Genomic DNA, 16,077 nt, shown 5'->3' with positions numbered 1-16,077 from the left:
ACGAAGAGCTCTGATTTAGCACTGCACTGATTTTGGGCCAAGGTCAGAAAGACGAAGAGCTCTGATTTAGCACTGCACTGATTTTGGGCCAAGGTCAAAACAACGGATATCTCAAAAAGTTCATGGAACTAAAGCCGGGATGCTTACACTAGTGTCTAAACTATATTAGGTAATATCCTCATGGATGACCCCCGTCAGAATTAGCTAAGAGAAGCCTGCCGATTGTCAGGATTGGCAACCAACATAAAGTCGGTCATTTCGAATATGACTGGATCAAGTTCGGCGCTAGGGAAAGCTGCCCGCTGCCGCCACATCGCTGAAAAAGCATCCCCTCTATTGCGGATTTGGGTTATTAAAAATAGAGTTAGATAATATTAGGAAGACCAGAAGATAAATCGACATGCAATAACTCTCACCACTATCCATGGCAAATTTTGTAACTCCGTAGATCTTCTCCATGCGCCTGCAACCAATAAAATTTATGCAATTACAAGGTGTGCGATCTGCTAAAGATTGTCATCAATACTTGACACTTTTGGGACTTAAAAAACAAAAAAGCCTCTGTATTAACAGAGGCTTAATAGATAACTCATTACAAAAAAGTCTTAGGTGAATCCTAGAACGGGATATCGTCGTCGAAATCCATTGGCGGTTCGTTGCTGCTGGCCGCCGGAGCGCTGTTCTGCGCCGGGCGCGACTGCTGCTGGCCGCCGCTGAACTGGTTGCCGCCCTGTGGCTGCTGAGGCTGGCCCCAACCGCCCTGGCCGCCGGCAGATTGACCGGCCGGTGCGCCGCCGCCCTGACGGCCGCCCAGCATCTGCATGGTGCCGCCGACGTTAACCACGATCTCGGTGGTGTAGCGATCCTGGCCGCTCTGATCCTGCCATTTACGGGTCTGCAGGGAGCCTTCGATGTAGACCTGAGAGCCTTTACGCAGGTATTCGCCCGCCACTTCGGCCAGTTTGCCGAACAGCACGACGCGGTGCCACTCGGTCTTCTCTTTCTGTTCGCCGGTCGCCTTGTCACGCCAGCTTTCGGAGGTCGCCAGGGTAATGTTGGCCACTGCGCCGCCGTTCGGCATGTAACGGACTTCTGGATCCTGACCCAGATTCCCGACCAGAATTACTTTGTTTACGCCTCTGCTGGCCATGAGCACTTCTCCCGATGATTGATTTCTACACAGTATAAACGCGTCAGTTTACCACGCTGAGTGCGAAACCACACCCGTGTTGATAAGTGCGAATTGCATTCCAGAATTGTCTTTTCAATCGACCTTGTTGCATTCGCATACTGGATATTCATTCAGGTTTTTTTGTGTCATAATTATGCGTTTCGACCTGGCTGTGCCGGTTTTTTGCGAGATCCATCACAAAATCCCCCGCAAAAATCGCGACAGGCGCGGTGTATCATCAAGACGGGAAGTGTAAATGGACAATATCGAAGTTCGTGGTGCTCGAACCCATAATCTGAAAAACATCAACCTGATCATCCCGCGTGACAAACTGATCGTCGTCACCGGCCTGTCCGGTTCCGGCAAGTCATCGCTGGCTTTCGATACGCTGTATGCCGAAGGGCAACGCCGCTACGTCGAATCGCTCTCCGCCTATGCGCGCCAGTTCTTGTCGCTGATGGAAAAACCGGACGTCGATCATATCGAGGGCCTGTCGCCGGCGATCTCCATCGAGCAGAAATCCACCTCGCACAACCCGCGATCCACGGTCGGCACCATCACCGAAATCCACGACTACCTGCGCCTGCTGTTCGCCCGCGTCGGCGAGCCGCGCTGCCCGGATCACCATGTGCCGCTGGCGGCGCAAACCGTCAGCCAGATGGTCGATAACGTGCTGAGCCAGCCGGAAGGCAAGCGCCTGATGCTGCTGGCGCCGGTGGTGAAAGACCGCAAGGGCGAGCACACCAAAACGCTGGAAAACCTGGCCGCCCAGGGCTATATCCGCGCGCGCATCGACGGTGAAGTGTGCGATCTGTCCGATCCGCCGAAGCTGGAGCTGCAGAAGAAACACACCATCGAAGTGGTGGTCGACCGGTTCAAGGTGCGCGAGGACATGGCGCAGCGCCTGGCCGAATCGTTCGAAACCGCGCTGGAGCTGTCCGGCGGCACCGCGGTGGTGGCGGACATGGACGACGAGAAAGCGGATGAGCTGCTGTTCTCCGCCAACTTCGCCTGCCCGATCTGCGGCTACAGCATGCGCGAGCTGGAACCGCGCCTGTTTTCCTTCAACAACCCGGCCGGCGCCTGCCCAACCTGCGACGGCCTGGGCGTGCAGCAGTTCTTCGATCCGGATCGCGTGGTGCAAAACCCCGAGCTGTCGCTGGCCGGCGGCGCGATCCGCGGCTGGGATCGCCGCAACTTCTATTACTTCCAGATGCTGCGCTCGCTGGCGGAGCACTATGAGTTCGATGTCGAAGCGCCGTTCAACACCCTGAGCGCCGACGTGCAGAAGGCGGTGCTGAGCGGCTCCGGCAAAGAGTCGATCGAATTCAAATACATCAACGATCGCGGTGATACCACCGTGCGCCGTCATCCGTTCGAAGGCGTGCTGCACAACATGGAGCGCCGCTATAAAGAGACCGAATCCAGCGCGGTGCGCGAAGAATTGGCGAAGTTCATCAGCAACCGCCCTTGCGCCTCGTGCCACGGCACTCGCCTGCGCGAAGAAGCGCGCAACGTGTTCGTCGAAGACACCACGCTGCCGGAGATCTCCGATCTGAGCATCGGCCATGCGATGACCTTCTTCCAGAACATGAAGCTCAGCGGCCAACGCGCCAAGATCGCCGAAAAAGTGCTGAAAGAGATCGGCGATCGCCTGAAATTCCTGGTGAACGTCGGCCTGAACTACCTGTCGCTGTCCCGCTCGGCGGAGACGCTCTCCGGCGGCGAAGCGCAGCGCATCCGTCTGGCCAGCCAGATCGGCGCCGGCCTGGTGGGCGTGATGTACGTGCTGGATGAGCCGTCGATCGGCCTGCACCAGCGCGACAACGAGCGCCTGCTGGAAACGCTGATCCACCTGCGCAACCTCGGCAACACGGTGATCGTGGTGGAGCATGACGAAGACGCCATCCGCGCCGCCGATCACGTGATCGACATCGGCCCCGGCGCCGGCGTACACGGCGGCCAGGTGGTGGCGGAAGGCACCGTCGACGACATCATGGCGCAGCCGGACTCGCTGACCGGCCAGTTCCTCAGCGGCAAGTGCGAGATCGCCATTCCGGCGCAGCGCGTGCAGGCCGATCCGACCAAGGTGCTGAAGCTGAGCGGCGCGCGCGGCAACAACCTGAAGGACGTGACGCTGACGCTGCCGGTCGGTCTGTTTACCTGCATCACCGGCGTTTCCGGCTCCGGCAAATCGACGCTGATCAACGATACGCTGTTCCCGATCGCTCAGCGCCAGCTCAACGGCGCCACCATCGCCGAACCGGCGCCGTTCCGCGAAGTGACCGGCCTGGAACATTTCGACAAGGTAATCGACATCGATCAGAGCCCGATCGGCCGTACGCCGCGCTCCAACCCGGCCACCTACACCGGCATTTTTACCCCGGTGCGCGAGCTGTTCGCCGGCGTGCCGGAATCACGCAGCCGCGGTTATACGCCGGGCCGTTTCAGCTTCAACGTCAAGGGCGGGCGCTGTGAAGCCTGCCAGGGCGACGGGGTGATCAAGGTCGAGATGCACTTCCTGCCGGACATCTACGTGCCGTGCGATCAGTGCAAGGGCAAGCGCTATAACCGCGAAACGCTGGAAGTGAAGTACAAGGGCAAGAGCATCCACGAAGTGCTGGAGATGACCATCGAAGAGGCGCGCGAGTTCTTCGACGCGGTGCCGGCGCTGGCGCGCAAGCTGCAGACCCTGATGGATGTCGGGCTGTCGTACATCCGCCTCGGCCAGTCGGCCACCACGCTCTCCGGCGGTGAGGCGCAGCGCGTCAAGCTGGCGCGCGAGCTGTCGAAGCGCGGCACCGGCCAGACGCTGTATATCCTCGACGAACCGACCACCGGCCTGCACTTCGCCGATATCCAGCAGCTGTTGGCGGTGCTGCATCAGCTGCGCGATCAGGGCAACACCATCGTGGTCATCGAGCATAACCTGGACGTGATCAAGACCGCCGACTGGATCGTCGATCTGGGGCCGGAAGGCGGCAGCGGCGGCGGCGAGATCCTGGTGGCCGGCACGCCGGAAACCGTGGCCGAGTGTGAAAAATCGCACACCGCACGCTTCCTGAAACCGCTGTTGAAGCCGTAGTGCCGCCGGCGTGCGGGCCGTCGCTCAGGCAGCCCGCACGCCGACCCGTTTCGCTGCAATCAAACAGAAACAGGCAAGATTTCGACATTTTCAGGCATTTCCCTCCGCGCTCACCGCTTTTATCATCAATGTTCCCTCGGCGGCCGCCCTGTCTGACTCAGGCCGCGTCTCACCGGCACTCCGCTGCCGGCCAAGCGTTGTCCCCCATACATTGATAACTGGAGCGACCATGAACATTACCCATGCCTATGCCGCGCATGACGCGAAGTCTGCGCTGGTGCCTTTCGATTACCAGCCGCGCGCCCTGCGCGACCACGATGTGCAAATTCAGGTGTTGTTCTGCGGCGTCTGCCACTCGGATCTGCACCAGGCGCGCAATGAATGGAGCAATACCATTTACCCGGTGGTGCCGGGCCACGAAATCGTCGGCCGCGTTAGCGCCGTCGGCGACCACGTCTCGCGTTACCGGGTCGGCGATCTGGTCGGCGTCGGGTGCATGGTGGATTCCTGCCGCAGCTGCCCGAGCTGCGATGAGGGGCTGGAGCAGTATTGCGAGAACGGCTTCACCGGCACCTATAACGGTCAGGATCGCCAGACCGGCGCCGTGACCTACGGCGGCTACTCCACCGATCTGGTGGTGGATCAGGACTTCGTGCTGCGAGTGCCGGAAAATCTCGATCCGGCCGGGGTCGCGCCGCTGCTGTGCGCCGGCATCACCACCTATTCGCCGCTGCGCCAGTGGGGCGCGGGGCCAGACAAAAAAGTCGGCATCGTCGGGCTCGGCGGGCTGGGGCACATGGGCGTCAAACTGGCGCGGGCGATGGGCGCGCACGTGGTGCTGTTCACCACCTCGCCGTCGAAAATCGAAGACGCCAAGCGTCTTGGCGCTCATGAAGTGGTGATTTCGCGCAACCCGGAGGAGATGGCGCAGCACGTCAACAGCTTCGACTTCATCCTCAACACGGTAGCGGCCCAGCACGATCTGAATCCGTTCCTCAACCTGCTGCGCCGCGACGGCACCCTGACGCTGGTCGGCGCGCCGGAACACGATCACCCGTCGCCGCAGGTGTTCAATCTGATCATGAAGCGCCGCCGCATCGCCGGTTCGCTGATCGGCGGCATTGCGGAAACGCAAGAGATGCTGGACTTCTGCGGCCAACACGGCATCACGTCGGATATCGAGCTGATCCCGATGCAGCAGATTAATGAAGCCTATGAGCGCATGCTGAAAAGCGACGTGAAGTACCGCTTCGTGGTGGATATCGACTCGCTGCAGGTCTGATGACGGCGGGCGCCCAACGGCGCCCGTTTCTTATAGCTGCTTGATGATCCTGGCCGGGTTGCCGCCCACCACGCAATTGGCCGGCACGTCTTTGGTTACCACCGCGCCGGAGGCAACGACCGCATTGTCGCCGATGGTCACCCCCGGATTGATCACCGCGCGCCCGCCGATCCACACGTTATCGCCAATCCTGACCGGCTTGCCGAACTCCGCCCCGCCGACGCGGGTCTCGGCGTCCAGCGGATGGGTCGCGGTGTAGATATGCACGCCCGGCGCCAGCAGGCAGTTGTCGCCGATATGCACCTCGCACACGTCGAGGATCACGCAGTCGAAGTTGGCGTAGAAGTTCTTGCCCAGATAGATGTTATAGCCGTAGTCGCAGCGGAAGGTCGGCTCGATGGTGCCGCCCTGATAGCCGCCCAGCAGCTCGCCCAGCCACTGTTTGCGCAGCTCGCCCTCTTCCGGCGAGGAGTGGTTATAGCGATGCGTCAGCTGGCGCGCGCGCCGACGTTCGCTGCGCAGCAGGTCATCGCCGGCGTCGTACAGTTCCCCGGCGATCATCTTGCGCTTTTCTTCGCTGATGGCCATGTCGGCCTCCTTATTTTACCCGCGTTTCTTGAATGCCCAAGCGTAGCCGCTTTAGCCCGGCAACAGAAAGGGAACGTTCCCAACTTAAAACCGCGATCACGCTTTAACATGAAAAAGCAGGAGAAAACGGGCGGCGCCGCCGCCCGACAATCAGGCGCGCAGTTCCTGGCGCACGTGTTCGGGCAGGCCTTCCACCACCAGCTGATAGGAACTGTCGATCAGCGTGTAAAACTGCGAGTTCGGCAGGTTGCCGTCAAGAAACACCGTGTTCCAGTGCGCCTTGTTCAGGCCGTCGCAGGCGACGATCTCCGGATGGTGTTCACGCAGGCTTTCCGCCAGCTCCGGGCTGGACTTGACCGCCAGTGCCGGCCGCCCTTCGACCTCGCACACCATGGCGAACATCACGTCGCCCACCTTGATCTGGCTGGCCTGCCACTGGTTCTGGTCGCTTTGTTCCGCGCCCGGCTTCGCCATGCAGTACTCCAGCAATGCACTGTTATTCATTGGGTTATTCCCCCTGTAACGTGGCCACAATACGGCGTGCTCCGCCGTGGATGCGGTGCTCCCCCAGCCAGATGCCCTGCCATGTGCCCAACATCAGCCGCCCGTGCCTGACGGGCAGCGTCAGAGAAGCGCCCAGCAGCGAGGATTTGATGTGCGCCGGCATGTCGTCCGGCCCTTCGTAGTCATGCTGATAGGGTGCGTTTTCCGGCACCTGACGCAGGAAATGCTGCTCCATATCGGCTCGCACCGTGGGATCGCAGTTCTCGTTGAGCGTCAGCGAGGCCGAGGTATGCTGCAGCAACAAATGCAGCAGGCCGGTTTGCAGGCGGTGTAAGTGGGTTAACTGGTTGGTGATCTCGTCGGTAACCAGATGAAAGCCACGCGCTTTTGCGCTGAGGATTAGCGTTTGCTGATGCCACATGAGTGAGCGCCCCTCAATCAGTATATTCTCTCTCCGGTTTGCGGCAACTTCGGCGGCGCGCCGGCAATAAAAAAGGAGCGATATCGCTATCGCTCCCGATGAACGTCCGTTCAGACTAACAGGCGTTACTGCACCGCGGCAAACGCCTCGGCCACCTGACGCACGTTGTTGTGGTTCAGGCCGGCCACGCACATGCGGCCGCTGTGGATCAGGTAGACACCGAACTCTTCACGCAGGCGATCGACCTGCGCCGCGCTGAAGCCGGTGTAGCTGAACATGCCGCGCTGCGCCAGCAGGTAATCAAAGTTGCGCTGCGGCAGCGCGCTCTTCAGGGTGTCCACCAGCGCGTGGCGCATCTCGAGAATGCGGGTGCGCATGCTCTCCACTTCGTCCAGCCACTGGGTTTTCAGCTGGGCGTCGTTCAGCACCTTGGCCACCAGCTGCGCGCCGAAGTTCGGCGGGCTCGAGTAGTTGCGGCGCACGGTGGCCTTCAGCTGGCCCAGCACGCGCCCGGCCGCCTCTTCGCTTTCGCACACCACCGACAGGCCGCCGACGCGCTCGCCGTACAGCGAGAAGATCTTCGAGAACGAGTTGCTCACCAGGCACGGCAGGCCGGCCGCCGCGATGGCGCGAATGGCGTAGGCATCCTGCTCCATGCCGCCGCCGAAGCCCTGATAGGCAATGTCGAGGAACGGAATGATTTCACGCTCGGCGATCACCTTGACCACCTCATCCCACTGGGCAGGGGTCAGGTCGGAACCGGTCGGGTTGTGGCAGCACGGGTGCAGCAGCGCGATGCTGTGCTTCGGCAGCTGTTTCAGCGCAGCGAGCATGGCGTCGAACTTCACGCCCAGGCTTTCGCTGTCGAAATACGGGTAGGTATTCACCTTGAAACCGGCGCCGCTGAAGATGGCGACGTGGTTTTCCCAAGTCGGATCGCTGACCCACACCTGCGAATCCGGGAAGTAGCTTTTCAGGAAGTCGGCGCCCACTTTCAGCGCGCCGGAACCGCCGACGGTCTGAATGGTGGCGATGCGCCCCTGCTGCAGCATCGGGTGCTGCGCGCCGAACAGCAGCTGCTGGATGGCGGAACGGTAGGGTTGCAGCCCTTCCATCGGCAGGTATACCGAGGCGCCGTGCTCGACGCTGTTCAACTGCGCTTGCGCCGCGGCGACCGCCCGCATCTGCGGGATGATGCCCTGCGCATCGTAGTACAGGCCGATACTCAGGTTCACCTTGTGCGCGCGCGGGTCTTGTTTGAATTTTTCCATCAGCGACAGAATGGGATCGCCAGCATAGGCGTCAACGTTCTGGAACACGGGGGTTTTCTCCTGGTTTATTGTGGTTTGGGCACAGCGTTACGTTCCTAATATAGACGGAAAACCGCATTCGGTTTTAGCTTTATCTCGCCACCGGCAACAAACCGTTTTCCTTGATGCGATTGAGCACCACCGCCGTTTTGATATGTGCCACGCTTTTGTGCGGCGACAGCGTCTGGCTGATGAACTCGCTCAGCGCCGGCAGGTCCGCCACCGCCACTTTCAGCAGGTAATCGGCGTCGCCGGTGGTCTTGTAAGCGTCAAGGATCGCGTCCACCTCCTCCAGCATCTGATGAAAGCTGTCGATCTGCTCCTGCGCGTGCGTGATCAGGCTAACTTCGATCAGCCCCACCAGCCCCAGGCCGACCGCCTCCGGCGCCAGCCGCGCGTGGTAGCCGCGGATCAGCTGCGCCTGCTCCAGGCTGATGCGCCGCCGCGAACATTGGGAGGCGGAGAGCCCGACCAGCTCGCTCAGTTCCTGATTGGTCAGACGGCCGTTGGCCTGTAACAGCGTCAGGATTTTCATATCAAAATCGTCAATGTTGTACATAGCCACCTGTAAACTGTGTTAATAAATGTTGACGTTACAGCCTACCAGTTTTTTTACCGTTGCCGACGTCACACCCTGGCGCTTAAATCGCGTACAGCAGCAACGCCCGGCGTTTTCGCCGGTAAGCGGCATAAAAAACGGCTAACTCATGCAGGTAAACGACAATTAACGGCGAAGTAACGCATAAAACCACGAATGTATAAAAAGGACGCCAGATGAAAAAGCTACTCCCTCTCGCGCTGCTGCTCGCCGCCGGCGGCGCCGGCGCGCAATCCCACCTGGACAAGGTGCTGCAGCAAAAGACCCTGGAAGTCTGCACCACCGGCGACTACAAGCCCTATACCTTCCTCAAGGAAGACGGCGGCTATGAAGGCATCGACATCGATATGGCGGAGTCGCTGGCCAAGAGCCTGGGCGCCAAAGTGAAGTGGGTGAAAACCAGCTGGAAAACCCTGACGCCGGACTTCGTCGGCGGCAAGTGCGATATCGCGATGGGCGGCATCTCCGTCACGCTGGAGCGACAAAAACAGGTGTTCTTCGCCGACAAGCTGGATACCGACGGCAAAATCCCGCTGGTGCGCTGCACCGACGTGAAGAAATACCGCACTCTCGAGCAGATCAACAAACCGTCGGTGCGCCTGCTGGAGCCGGCGGGCGGCACCAACGAAGCCTTCGTGCACGCCTATCTGCCGAAGGCCAAGCTGACGCTGACGCACGACAACATGAGCATTTTCCAGCAGTTGGTAGACCGCAAGGCGGACGTGATGATCACCGACGCCTCCGAGGCGCTGTACCAGCAGAAGCGCTATCCGAAGCTGTGTGCGGTGAATCCGAGCAAACCGATGCAGTACGGCGAGAAGGCTTACATGCTGCCGCGCGACGATCTGAGCTGGAAACTGTACGTGGATCAGTGGCTGCACCTGGCCAAGGCGACCGGCGAGTATCAGAAGATTATCGATAAGTGGTTGGCGGTAAAGAAGTAACCCGCTGAGAAACGGGGCCGACGCGCGTCGGCCCCTGCTGCGCATCAGTCGCCGATGTATTCCATCGCCACGCGCTGCGTGAGCTTGGTGATCAGTTCGTAAGCGCTGATGCCGGTGCAGGCGGCGATGCGCTCGACCGGCAGCGCCGGGCCCCATAGCACCGCTTCATCCCCCACCTTATCGGCGGCGTTCGGCCCGAGATCGACCGAAATCATGTCCATCGACACCCGGCCGACGATCGGCACTTCGCGGCCGTTGATCAGGATCGGCGTACCGGTCGGCGCGCTGCGGGGGTAGCCGTCGCCGTACCCCATCGCCACCACGCCGAGCCGGGTATCGCGCGGGCTTACCCAGGTGCCGCCGTAGCCAACCGCTTCGCCGGCCTTGTGCTCGCGTACCGCTATCAGGCTGGACTTCAGCGTCATCGCCGGCTGCAGCCCATGCTCGGCGCCGCTGCCGTTATCCAGCGGCGACACGCCGTACAGAATAATGCCGGGACGCACCCACTCGTTGTGGGCATCCGGCCACAGCAGCGTGCCGCCGGACGCGGCGACCGAGCGTTGGCCCGGTTTGCCGCGCGCGAACTGCTCGAAGCAGGCGATCTGTTTCAGGGTGGCGTCGGATTCCGGCTCATCGGCGCGGCTGAAGTGGCTCATGATATTGACCGGCTGCGCCACGTTGCGGCAGGCGCACAGGCGCTGATAAAACGCTTCCGCCTGTTCGGGGCGCACCCCCAGCCGATGCATGCCGGTATCGAGCTTCATCCACACCGGCACCGGGCGCGCCAGCTTGGCCTGCTCCAGCGCTTCGAGCTGTTCGATGCTGTGCACCGCGGTTTCGATGTTGTTCGCCACCAGCACCGGCAGATCTTCGGCACAGAAGAAACCTTCCAGCAGCAGGATCGGTTTGACGATGCCGCCGGAGCGCAGCATCAGCGCCTCGCCGATGCGCGCCACGCCGTAGCAGTCGGCGTCTTGCAGGGTGTGGGCTGTTTCCAGCAGGCCATGTCCATAAGCGTTTGCTTTCACAACGGCAATCAGGCGGCTTTGCGGCGCCTGGCGGCGCACCTGTTGCAGATTATGTCGCAGAGCGCGGCGGTCGATTACAGCGGTTGCCGCTTTCATTTCAGTTCCTTAGCTGATTATTCGTCATCGTATTGTGGCCCCGCGTAGTTGTCGAAACGCGACCACTGGCCGTTAAAGGTAAGGCGCACGGTGCCGATCGGGCCGTTACGCTGCTTACCGATAATAATTTCCGCGATCCCTTTCAGATCGCTGTTCTCGTGATACACCTCATCACGATAGATGAACATAATCAGGTCGGCATCCTGCTCGATAGAGCCGGATTCACGCAGGTCGGAGTTGACCGGGCGTTTGTCGGCGCGCTGCTCCAGGCTTCGGTTCAGCTGCGACAGCGCCACCACCGGCACCTGCAGCTCTTTCGCCAGCGCCTTCAGCGAGCGCGAAATCTCGGCGATCTCCAGCGTACGGTTGTCGGACAGGGCCGGCACGCGCATCAGCTGCAGGTAGTCGATCATGATCAGGCTAAGCCCGTCGTGCTCGCGGAAAATGCGCCGCGCGCGCGAGCGCACTTCGGTCGGCGTCAGGCCGGAGGAGTCGTCGATGTACATGTTGCGCTTCTCCAGCAGGATACCCATGGTGCTGGAAATGCGCGCCCAGTCCTCGTCGTCGAGCTGGCCGGTACGGATGCGCGTCTGATCCACGCGCGACAGCGACGCCAGCATACGCATCATGATCTGCTCACCGGGCATCTCCAGGCTGAAGATCAGCACCGGTTTTTCCTGGGTCATCGCGGCGTTTTCGCACAGGTTCATGGCGAAGGTGGTTTTCCCCATCGAAGGACGGGCGGCGACGATGATCAGATCGGACTTTTGCATGCCCGCGGTTTTCTTGTTGAGATCCTGATAGCCGGTATCGACCCCGGTCACGCCATCGTGCGGCTGCTGATACAGCTGCTCAATGCGCGACACGGTGTCTTCCAGGATGCGCTCGATGCCCTTCGGGCCTTCGTCTTTGCTGGCGCGGTTCTCGGCGATTTGGAAGACGCGGGATTCCGCCAGATCGAGCAGGTCTTCGCTGCTGCGCCCCTGCGGATCGTAGCCGGCGTCGGCGATCTCGTTAGCCACCGAGATCATCTCGCGCACCACCGCGCGCTCGCGCACGATGTCGGCGTAGGCGCCGATGTTGGCGGCGCTCGGGGTGTTTTTCGACAGCTCGGCCAGGTAGGCGAAGCCGCCGACCGAGTCCAGTTCGCCCTTTTGTTCGAGCGATTCGGACAGGGTGATGAGGTCGATAGGCTTGCTCATCTCCAGCAGACGCTGCATCTCGGTAAAGATCAGGCGGTGCGGGCGGCTGAAGAAATCGTTGGCGACCACGCGCTCCGCCACGTTGTCCCAGCGCTCGTTATCCAGCATCAAACCGCCCAACACCGACTGCTCGGCCTCCAGCGAGTGCGGCGGCATCTTCAGCCCTTCCATCTGACGATCTCTGGAACGCTCTCTGGTTTCGTCCGCGTTTGTTTTGTTGGTTGGTTTTTTTCCTGCCATGAAACGTAGTCTTTATCCGGTTGCGAATGAAGGATCCTGACGCGAGAGTATACGTGATTTTTGCGCCATAACCGATGCAAAAAAGGTATTGAACCCCGCACGGGCAAACTGGATCTCCGAGACTAAAAAGAATAGGGTGAAATCAGACACTCCAACGAGGTAACGATATGGCCAAGCGCATTCAATTCTCCGCCACCGGCGGGCCGGAAGTCTTGCAATACGTTGATTTTACACCGCTCGATCCGGCTGCCGGGGAAGTGCAGATCGAGAACAAGGCGATCGGCATCAACTACATCGACACCTATGTGCGCAGCGGGCTGTACGCGCCGGCCAGCCTGCCGAGCGGCCTCGGCACCGAGGCGGCCGGCGTGGTGGTCAAGGTCGGCGCCGGGGTCAGCGCGATCAAACCGGGCGACCGGGTGGTGTATGCGCAGTCGTCGCTCGGCGCCTACAGCGAAGTCCACAACGTGCCGGAAGAAAAAGTGGCGCTGCTGCCGCACAACCTCAGCTTTGAGCAGGGCGCCGCCTCTTTCCTCAAAGGGCTGACGGTGCACTATCTGTTGCGCCAGACCCACGAAGTGCAGCCGGGTGAAGTGTTCCTGTTCCATGCCGCCGCCGGCGGGGTTGGCCTTATCGCCTGCCAATGGGCCAAAGCGCTGGGTGCGCGCCTGATCGGCAGCGTCGGCTCCGACGAGAAGGCCGCCCTGGCGAAACAGGCCGGCGCCTGGGCCACCATCAACTACCACAAAGAGGATATCGCCCAGCGGGTGGCCGAGCTGACGCACGGCGAGAAGGTTGGCGTAGTGTACGATTCGGTGGGGCAAAGCACCTGGCAGGCCTCGCTCAACAGCCTGAAACGCCGCGGCCTGATGGTCAGCTTCGGCAATGCCTCCGGCCCGGTGACCGGCGTCGATCTGGCGCTGCTCAACCAGAAAGGATCGCTGTACGTCACCCGCCCTTCCCTCAACGGCTACGTCACCAACCGCGCTGAGCTGCAGTACGCCAGCAACGAGCTGTTCTCGCTGATCGGCAGCGGCGCCATTCGGGTGGAGGTGAGAGACGAGCAGAAATTTGCGCTGGCCGACGCCCAGCGGGCGCACCAGGTGCTGGAAAGCCGCAGCACCAGCGGCTCCAGCCTGCTGATCCCCTGATAGCGGCCAAAGAAAAGGGCTCCGCAAGGAGCCCTTTCTGTTACTGCGTTTTGTAGGGGTAGAGCAGAGTCCGCCAGAGACAGGGGGTTGCTTTAGCAACACGAATTTTGGTTGTCTCTCACGGTGATGAAATCGGTCGCATCACTGCATCGCCCCACATCCTAACAGCCCCGTTCGGCAAAAAACACGCTTTATGTGCCACATCGCCGGGGAAAACTGCCAAGCTGTGATCGTTGCCGCATTCGCGGTGCGAAAAATTGTGCAAGTTTCAGTGTGACTGTCTGATTATTCAGCAAAAAATCAGTAACGCCTGGCCTGCGGTTTCTGCATCGCGCGGTAAATCCATACCCCGACCACCGCCAAAATCAGCCACGGCAGCAGCTTGATGACCACCGCGAACAACCCGCCCACCAGCATGAACGCCGCCGCCGCCAACAGCGCAGCGAAGATCCCCAGCAGCGAGATGCCGGTCACCATCAGCATCACCACAAAGCCAATGAGAAAGAAGATTTCCAACATGATTGCTCCTTTGCAACTCAACGTATCTGCAGAATGGATTACAAGAAGCGTGCCAGAATGGCGGAAGGGCTAACCAATTGAAAAGATGGGACAGGCATCCGGCAACGCGCCGAATGCCTGGCGAAAAAGACTAACTGTTGGTCAAACTTTTTGTGGGTTATGCCATTTCCACACGCGGCTGACGCACCAGCGCCAGCGCCTGCTCCACCACCCGCGCATCGGCGCCCGGCTTGTGGGCGTTTTCGCTCAGGTGGCGACGCCACTGGCGCGCGCCCGGCACGCCCTGGAACAAACCGAGGATGTGGCGGGTGATGTGGCCGAGATAGGTGCCGTTAGACAGCTCGCGCTCGATATACGGATACAGCGCTTCGACGATCGCCACGCTGTCCGGCACTGCGGTCTGCGCGCCGAACAGTTCGCTGTCGATCCGCGCCAGGATGCCCGGATTCTGGTACGCCTCGCGCCCCATCATCACGCCGTCCAGATGCTGCAGGTGCTGCCGCGCCTCCTCCAGCGTTTTCACCCCGCCGTTGATGGCGATGGTCAGCGCCGGGAAATCCCGCTTCAGCTGATAAACGCGCGGGTAGTCGAGCGGCGGCACTTCGCGGTTCTCTTTCGGGCTGAGGCCGGAGAGCCAGGCCTTGCGCGCGTGAATGGTGAACATGTCGCACTCACCGCGCCCGGCGACGGTCTCGATAAAGTCGCACAGGAAGGCGTAGCTGTCCTGATCGTCGATGCCGATGCGGGTCTTCACCGTCACCGGGATCGACACCACGTCGCGCATCGCCTTGATGCAGTCGGCGACCAGCGTCGCCTGCCCCATCAAACAGGCGCCGAACATGCCGTTTTGCACGCGATCGGACGGGCAGCCGACGTTGAGGTTAATCTCGTCGTAACCGCGCTGCTCCGCCAGTTTAGCGCAGTGCGCCAGCGCGGCCGGATCGCTGCCGCCCAGCTGCAGCGCCACCGGATGCTCTTCTTCGCTGTAGGCCAGGTAGTCGCCTTTGCCGTGGATGATCGCGCCGGTGGTCACCATTTCGGTGTACAGCAGCGTTTCCTTGGTCAGCAGGCGGTGGAAGTAACGGCAATGACGATCGGTCCAGTCGAGCATCGGCGCGATGGAGAAACGATTGGCGGCGTAGGTTGGGGCGTGGTTGTCTTTCGTCATGCTGAGTTACTGGCTACCTGAGTCTATCTGGGTTCAACGAACGGCGCGCGGCCGCAAACGGCTATTATAACGACAATCGGCGCCGTTGGGAAAACCGTCTTATCTGCGCCCTATTCCAACGCGCGGATAACCCGGCACGGCTGCCCCAGCGCCAGCACGTTAGCCGGGATGTCGCCGGTCACGATGCTGCCCGCGCCGATAGTGGTGCCGTCGCCGATGGTTACTCCGGGCAAGATCACCACGTTACCGCCGATCCACACATTGCTGCCGATGGACACCGGCTGCGCCGAGGTGCGGAAAGGGAAAGCCGGGTCACCGGTAAAGCGTTCACCGGCCTTCAGCGGATGACTCGGCGTGTAGATTTGCACGTTGGGGCCGATCAGCGTGTTGTCGCCGATGGTGATGGTATTGCAGTCGAGGAACACCGCATTGACGTTGATAAAACAGTTCTTGCCGATGCGAACATGTTGCCCGTAGTCGCACCAGAACGGCGTTTCGATCCAGCTCGCCTCGCCCCAGGCGCCGAACAGTTCGCCGAGCAGACGGTTTTTCTCGTCCGCCTGATGCGAATCCAGCTCGCCCAGGCTTTTGGTCAACGCTCTGGCTCGATGGTACATAGCAATCAATTCTTCATCGCGGCTGTTGTACACCTGGCCGCTTAACAGCTTCTCTCTTTCCGTCATCGCACAAGGCTCCTGCTCATCACGCGGGTGAAGCGCGTTATACCGCTCTCGCCCGCTGCTCTCCAGCGCTAAAACCGGCAATGTTGA

General features: G+C 60.8%; 15 protein-coding genes. 4 read left to right on the top strand and 11 right to left on the bottom strand.

Translation table 11 applies throughout. From position 1 onward, the window contains the following. Nucleotides 1-616: 616 nt before the first annotated feature. A complete protein-coding gene (gene ssb1, locus ACF8MC_RS24825) occupies nucleotides 617-1,150 on the bottom strand; it encodes a single-stranded DNA-binding protein SSB1 (protein WP_033654707.1) in 534 nt (177 codons plus the stop codon). A gap of 277 nt (nucleotides 1,151-1,427) precedes the next feature. Here ssb1 and uvrA point away from each other — a divergent pair, with 277 nt between their 5' ends. After that, the gene (gene uvrA, locus ACF8MC_RS24820) at nucleotides 1,428-4,256 is read left to right on the top strand and encodes an excinuclease ABC subunit UvrA (RefSeq protein ID WP_164105713.1); all 2,829 of its coding nucleotides are present in this window, start codon (nucleotides 1,428-1,430) and stop codon (nucleotides 4,254-4,256) included. 229 nt (nucleotides 4,257-4,485) lie between these two features. Continuing rightward, complete coding sequence (locus ACF8MC_RS24815) at nucleotides 4,486-5,538, top strand: NAD(P)-dependent alcohol dehydrogenase (protein WP_164105715.1); 1,053 nt, start codon at nucleotides 4,486-4,488, stop codon at nucleotides 5,536-5,538. A 30-nt stretch (nucleotides 5,539-5,568) separates the two neighbouring features. On the opposite strand, the gene maa is transcribed toward ACF8MC_RS24815, so the two are convergent. From maa to ACF8MC_RS24790, 5 genes are all read right to left on the bottom strand, one after another. Continuing rightward, a complete protein-coding gene (maa, locus tag ACF8MC_RS24810) occupies nucleotides 5,569-6,126 on the bottom strand; it encodes a maltose O-acetyltransferase (protein WP_041036886.1) in 558 nt (185 codons plus the stop codon). Nucleotides 6,127-6,276: 150 nt separating this feature from the next. Beyond that, complete coding sequence (locus tag ACF8MC_RS24805) at nucleotides 6,277-6,630, bottom strand: MmcQ/YjbR family DNA-binding protein (protein ID WP_019453210.1); 354 nt, start codon at nucleotides 6,628-6,630, stop codon at nucleotides 6,277-6,279. A gap of 4 nt (nucleotides 6,631-6,634) precedes the next feature. Beyond that, nucleotides 6,635-7,051: a secondary thiamine-phosphate synthase enzyme YjbQ gene (locus tag ACF8MC_RS24800; protein WP_016930264.1), complete on the bottom strand. Its 417-nt coding sequence runs from the start codon at nucleotides 7,049-7,051 to the stop codon at nucleotides 6,635-6,637. 125 nt (nucleotides 7,052-7,176) lie between these two features. Next, entirely contained in the window at nucleotides 7,177-8,370 is a 1,194-nt protein-coding gene (locus ACF8MC_RS24795; RefSeq protein WP_049195296.1) for an amino acid aminotransferase, read from the bottom strand. 82 nt (nucleotides 8,371-8,452) lie between these two features. After that, on the bottom strand, nucleotides 8,453-8,920 hold the full coding sequence (locus tag ACF8MC_RS24790) for an Lrp/AsnC family transcriptional regulator (protein WP_004936775.1): 468 nt from the start codon (nucleotides 8,918-8,920) through the stop codon (nucleotides 8,453-8,455). A gap of 215 nt (nucleotides 8,921-9,135) precedes the next feature. Between ACF8MC_RS24790 and ACF8MC_RS24785 the strand changes: the two genes are divergently transcribed. Further along, nucleotides 9,136-9,903, top strand: coding sequence for a transporter substrate-binding domain-containing protein (locus tag ACF8MC_RS24785; protein WP_039569645.1), 768 nt, complete (start codon nucleotides 9,136-9,138; stop codon nucleotides 9,901-9,903). Nucleotides 9,904-9,947: 44 nt separating this feature from the next. On the opposite strand, the gene alr is transcribed toward ACF8MC_RS24785, so the two are convergent. Together alr and dnaB are read right to left on the bottom strand one after the other, a co-directional pair. Further along, nucleotides 9,948-11,027: an alanine racemase gene (gene alr / locus ACF8MC_RS24780; protein ID WP_164105717.1), complete on the bottom strand. Its 1,080-nt coding sequence runs from the start codon at nucleotides 11,025-11,027 to the stop codon at nucleotides 9,948-9,950. 17 nt (nucleotides 11,028-11,044) lie between these two features. Further along, entirely contained in the window at nucleotides 11,045-12,469 is a 1,425-nt protein-coding gene (gene dnaB / locus ACF8MC_RS24775) for a replicative DNA helicase (protein ID WP_025160134.1), read from the bottom strand. A 167-nt stretch (nucleotides 12,470-12,636) separates the two neighbouring features. Here dnaB and ACF8MC_RS24770 point away from each other — a divergent pair, with 167 nt between their 5' ends. Continuing rightward, a complete protein-coding gene (locus tag ACF8MC_RS24770) occupies nucleotides 12,637-13,620 on the top strand; it encodes a quinone oxidoreductase (protein ID WP_033636199.1) in 984 nt (327 codons plus the stop codon). Between the two features lie 300 nt (nucleotides 13,621-13,920). On the opposite strand, the gene pspG is transcribed toward ACF8MC_RS24770, so the two are convergent. From pspG to ACF8MC_RS24755, 3 genes are all read right to left on the bottom strand, one after another. Then, complete coding sequence (pspG, locus tag ACF8MC_RS24765) at nucleotides 13,921-14,139, bottom strand: envelope stress response protein PspG (protein WP_033636200.1); 219 nt, start codon at nucleotides 14,137-14,139, stop codon at nucleotides 13,921-13,923. 157 nt (nucleotides 14,140-14,296) lie between these two features. Continuing rightward, nucleotides 14,297-15,307, bottom strand: a complete 1,011-nt coding sequence (gene dusA / locus ACF8MC_RS24760) for a tRNA dihydrouridine(20/20a) synthase DusA (RefSeq protein WP_164105719.1) — start codon at nucleotides 15,305-15,307, stop codon at nucleotides 14,297-14,299. Nucleotides 15,308-15,417: 110 nt separating this feature from the next. Beyond that, nucleotides 15,418-15,990, bottom strand: coding sequence for a sugar O-acetyltransferase (locus tag ACF8MC_RS24755; RefSeq protein WP_033649710.1), 573 nt, complete (start codon nucleotides 15,988-15,990; stop codon nucleotides 15,418-15,420). Nucleotides 15,991-16,077 lie beyond the last annotated feature (87 nt).

The sequence above is a fragment of the Serratia sp. LACPHL-BACT-2024-00286 genome (assembly GCF_043109535.1).
In the GTDB taxonomy this organism is placed as follows: Bacteria; Pseudomonadota; Gammaproteobacteria; order Enterobacterales; family Enterobacteriaceae; genus Serratia; species Serratia sarumanii.
The sequence above is the reverse complement of the archived record's forward strand: the minus strand, read 5'-3'. Positions and strand labels throughout refer to the sequence as shown.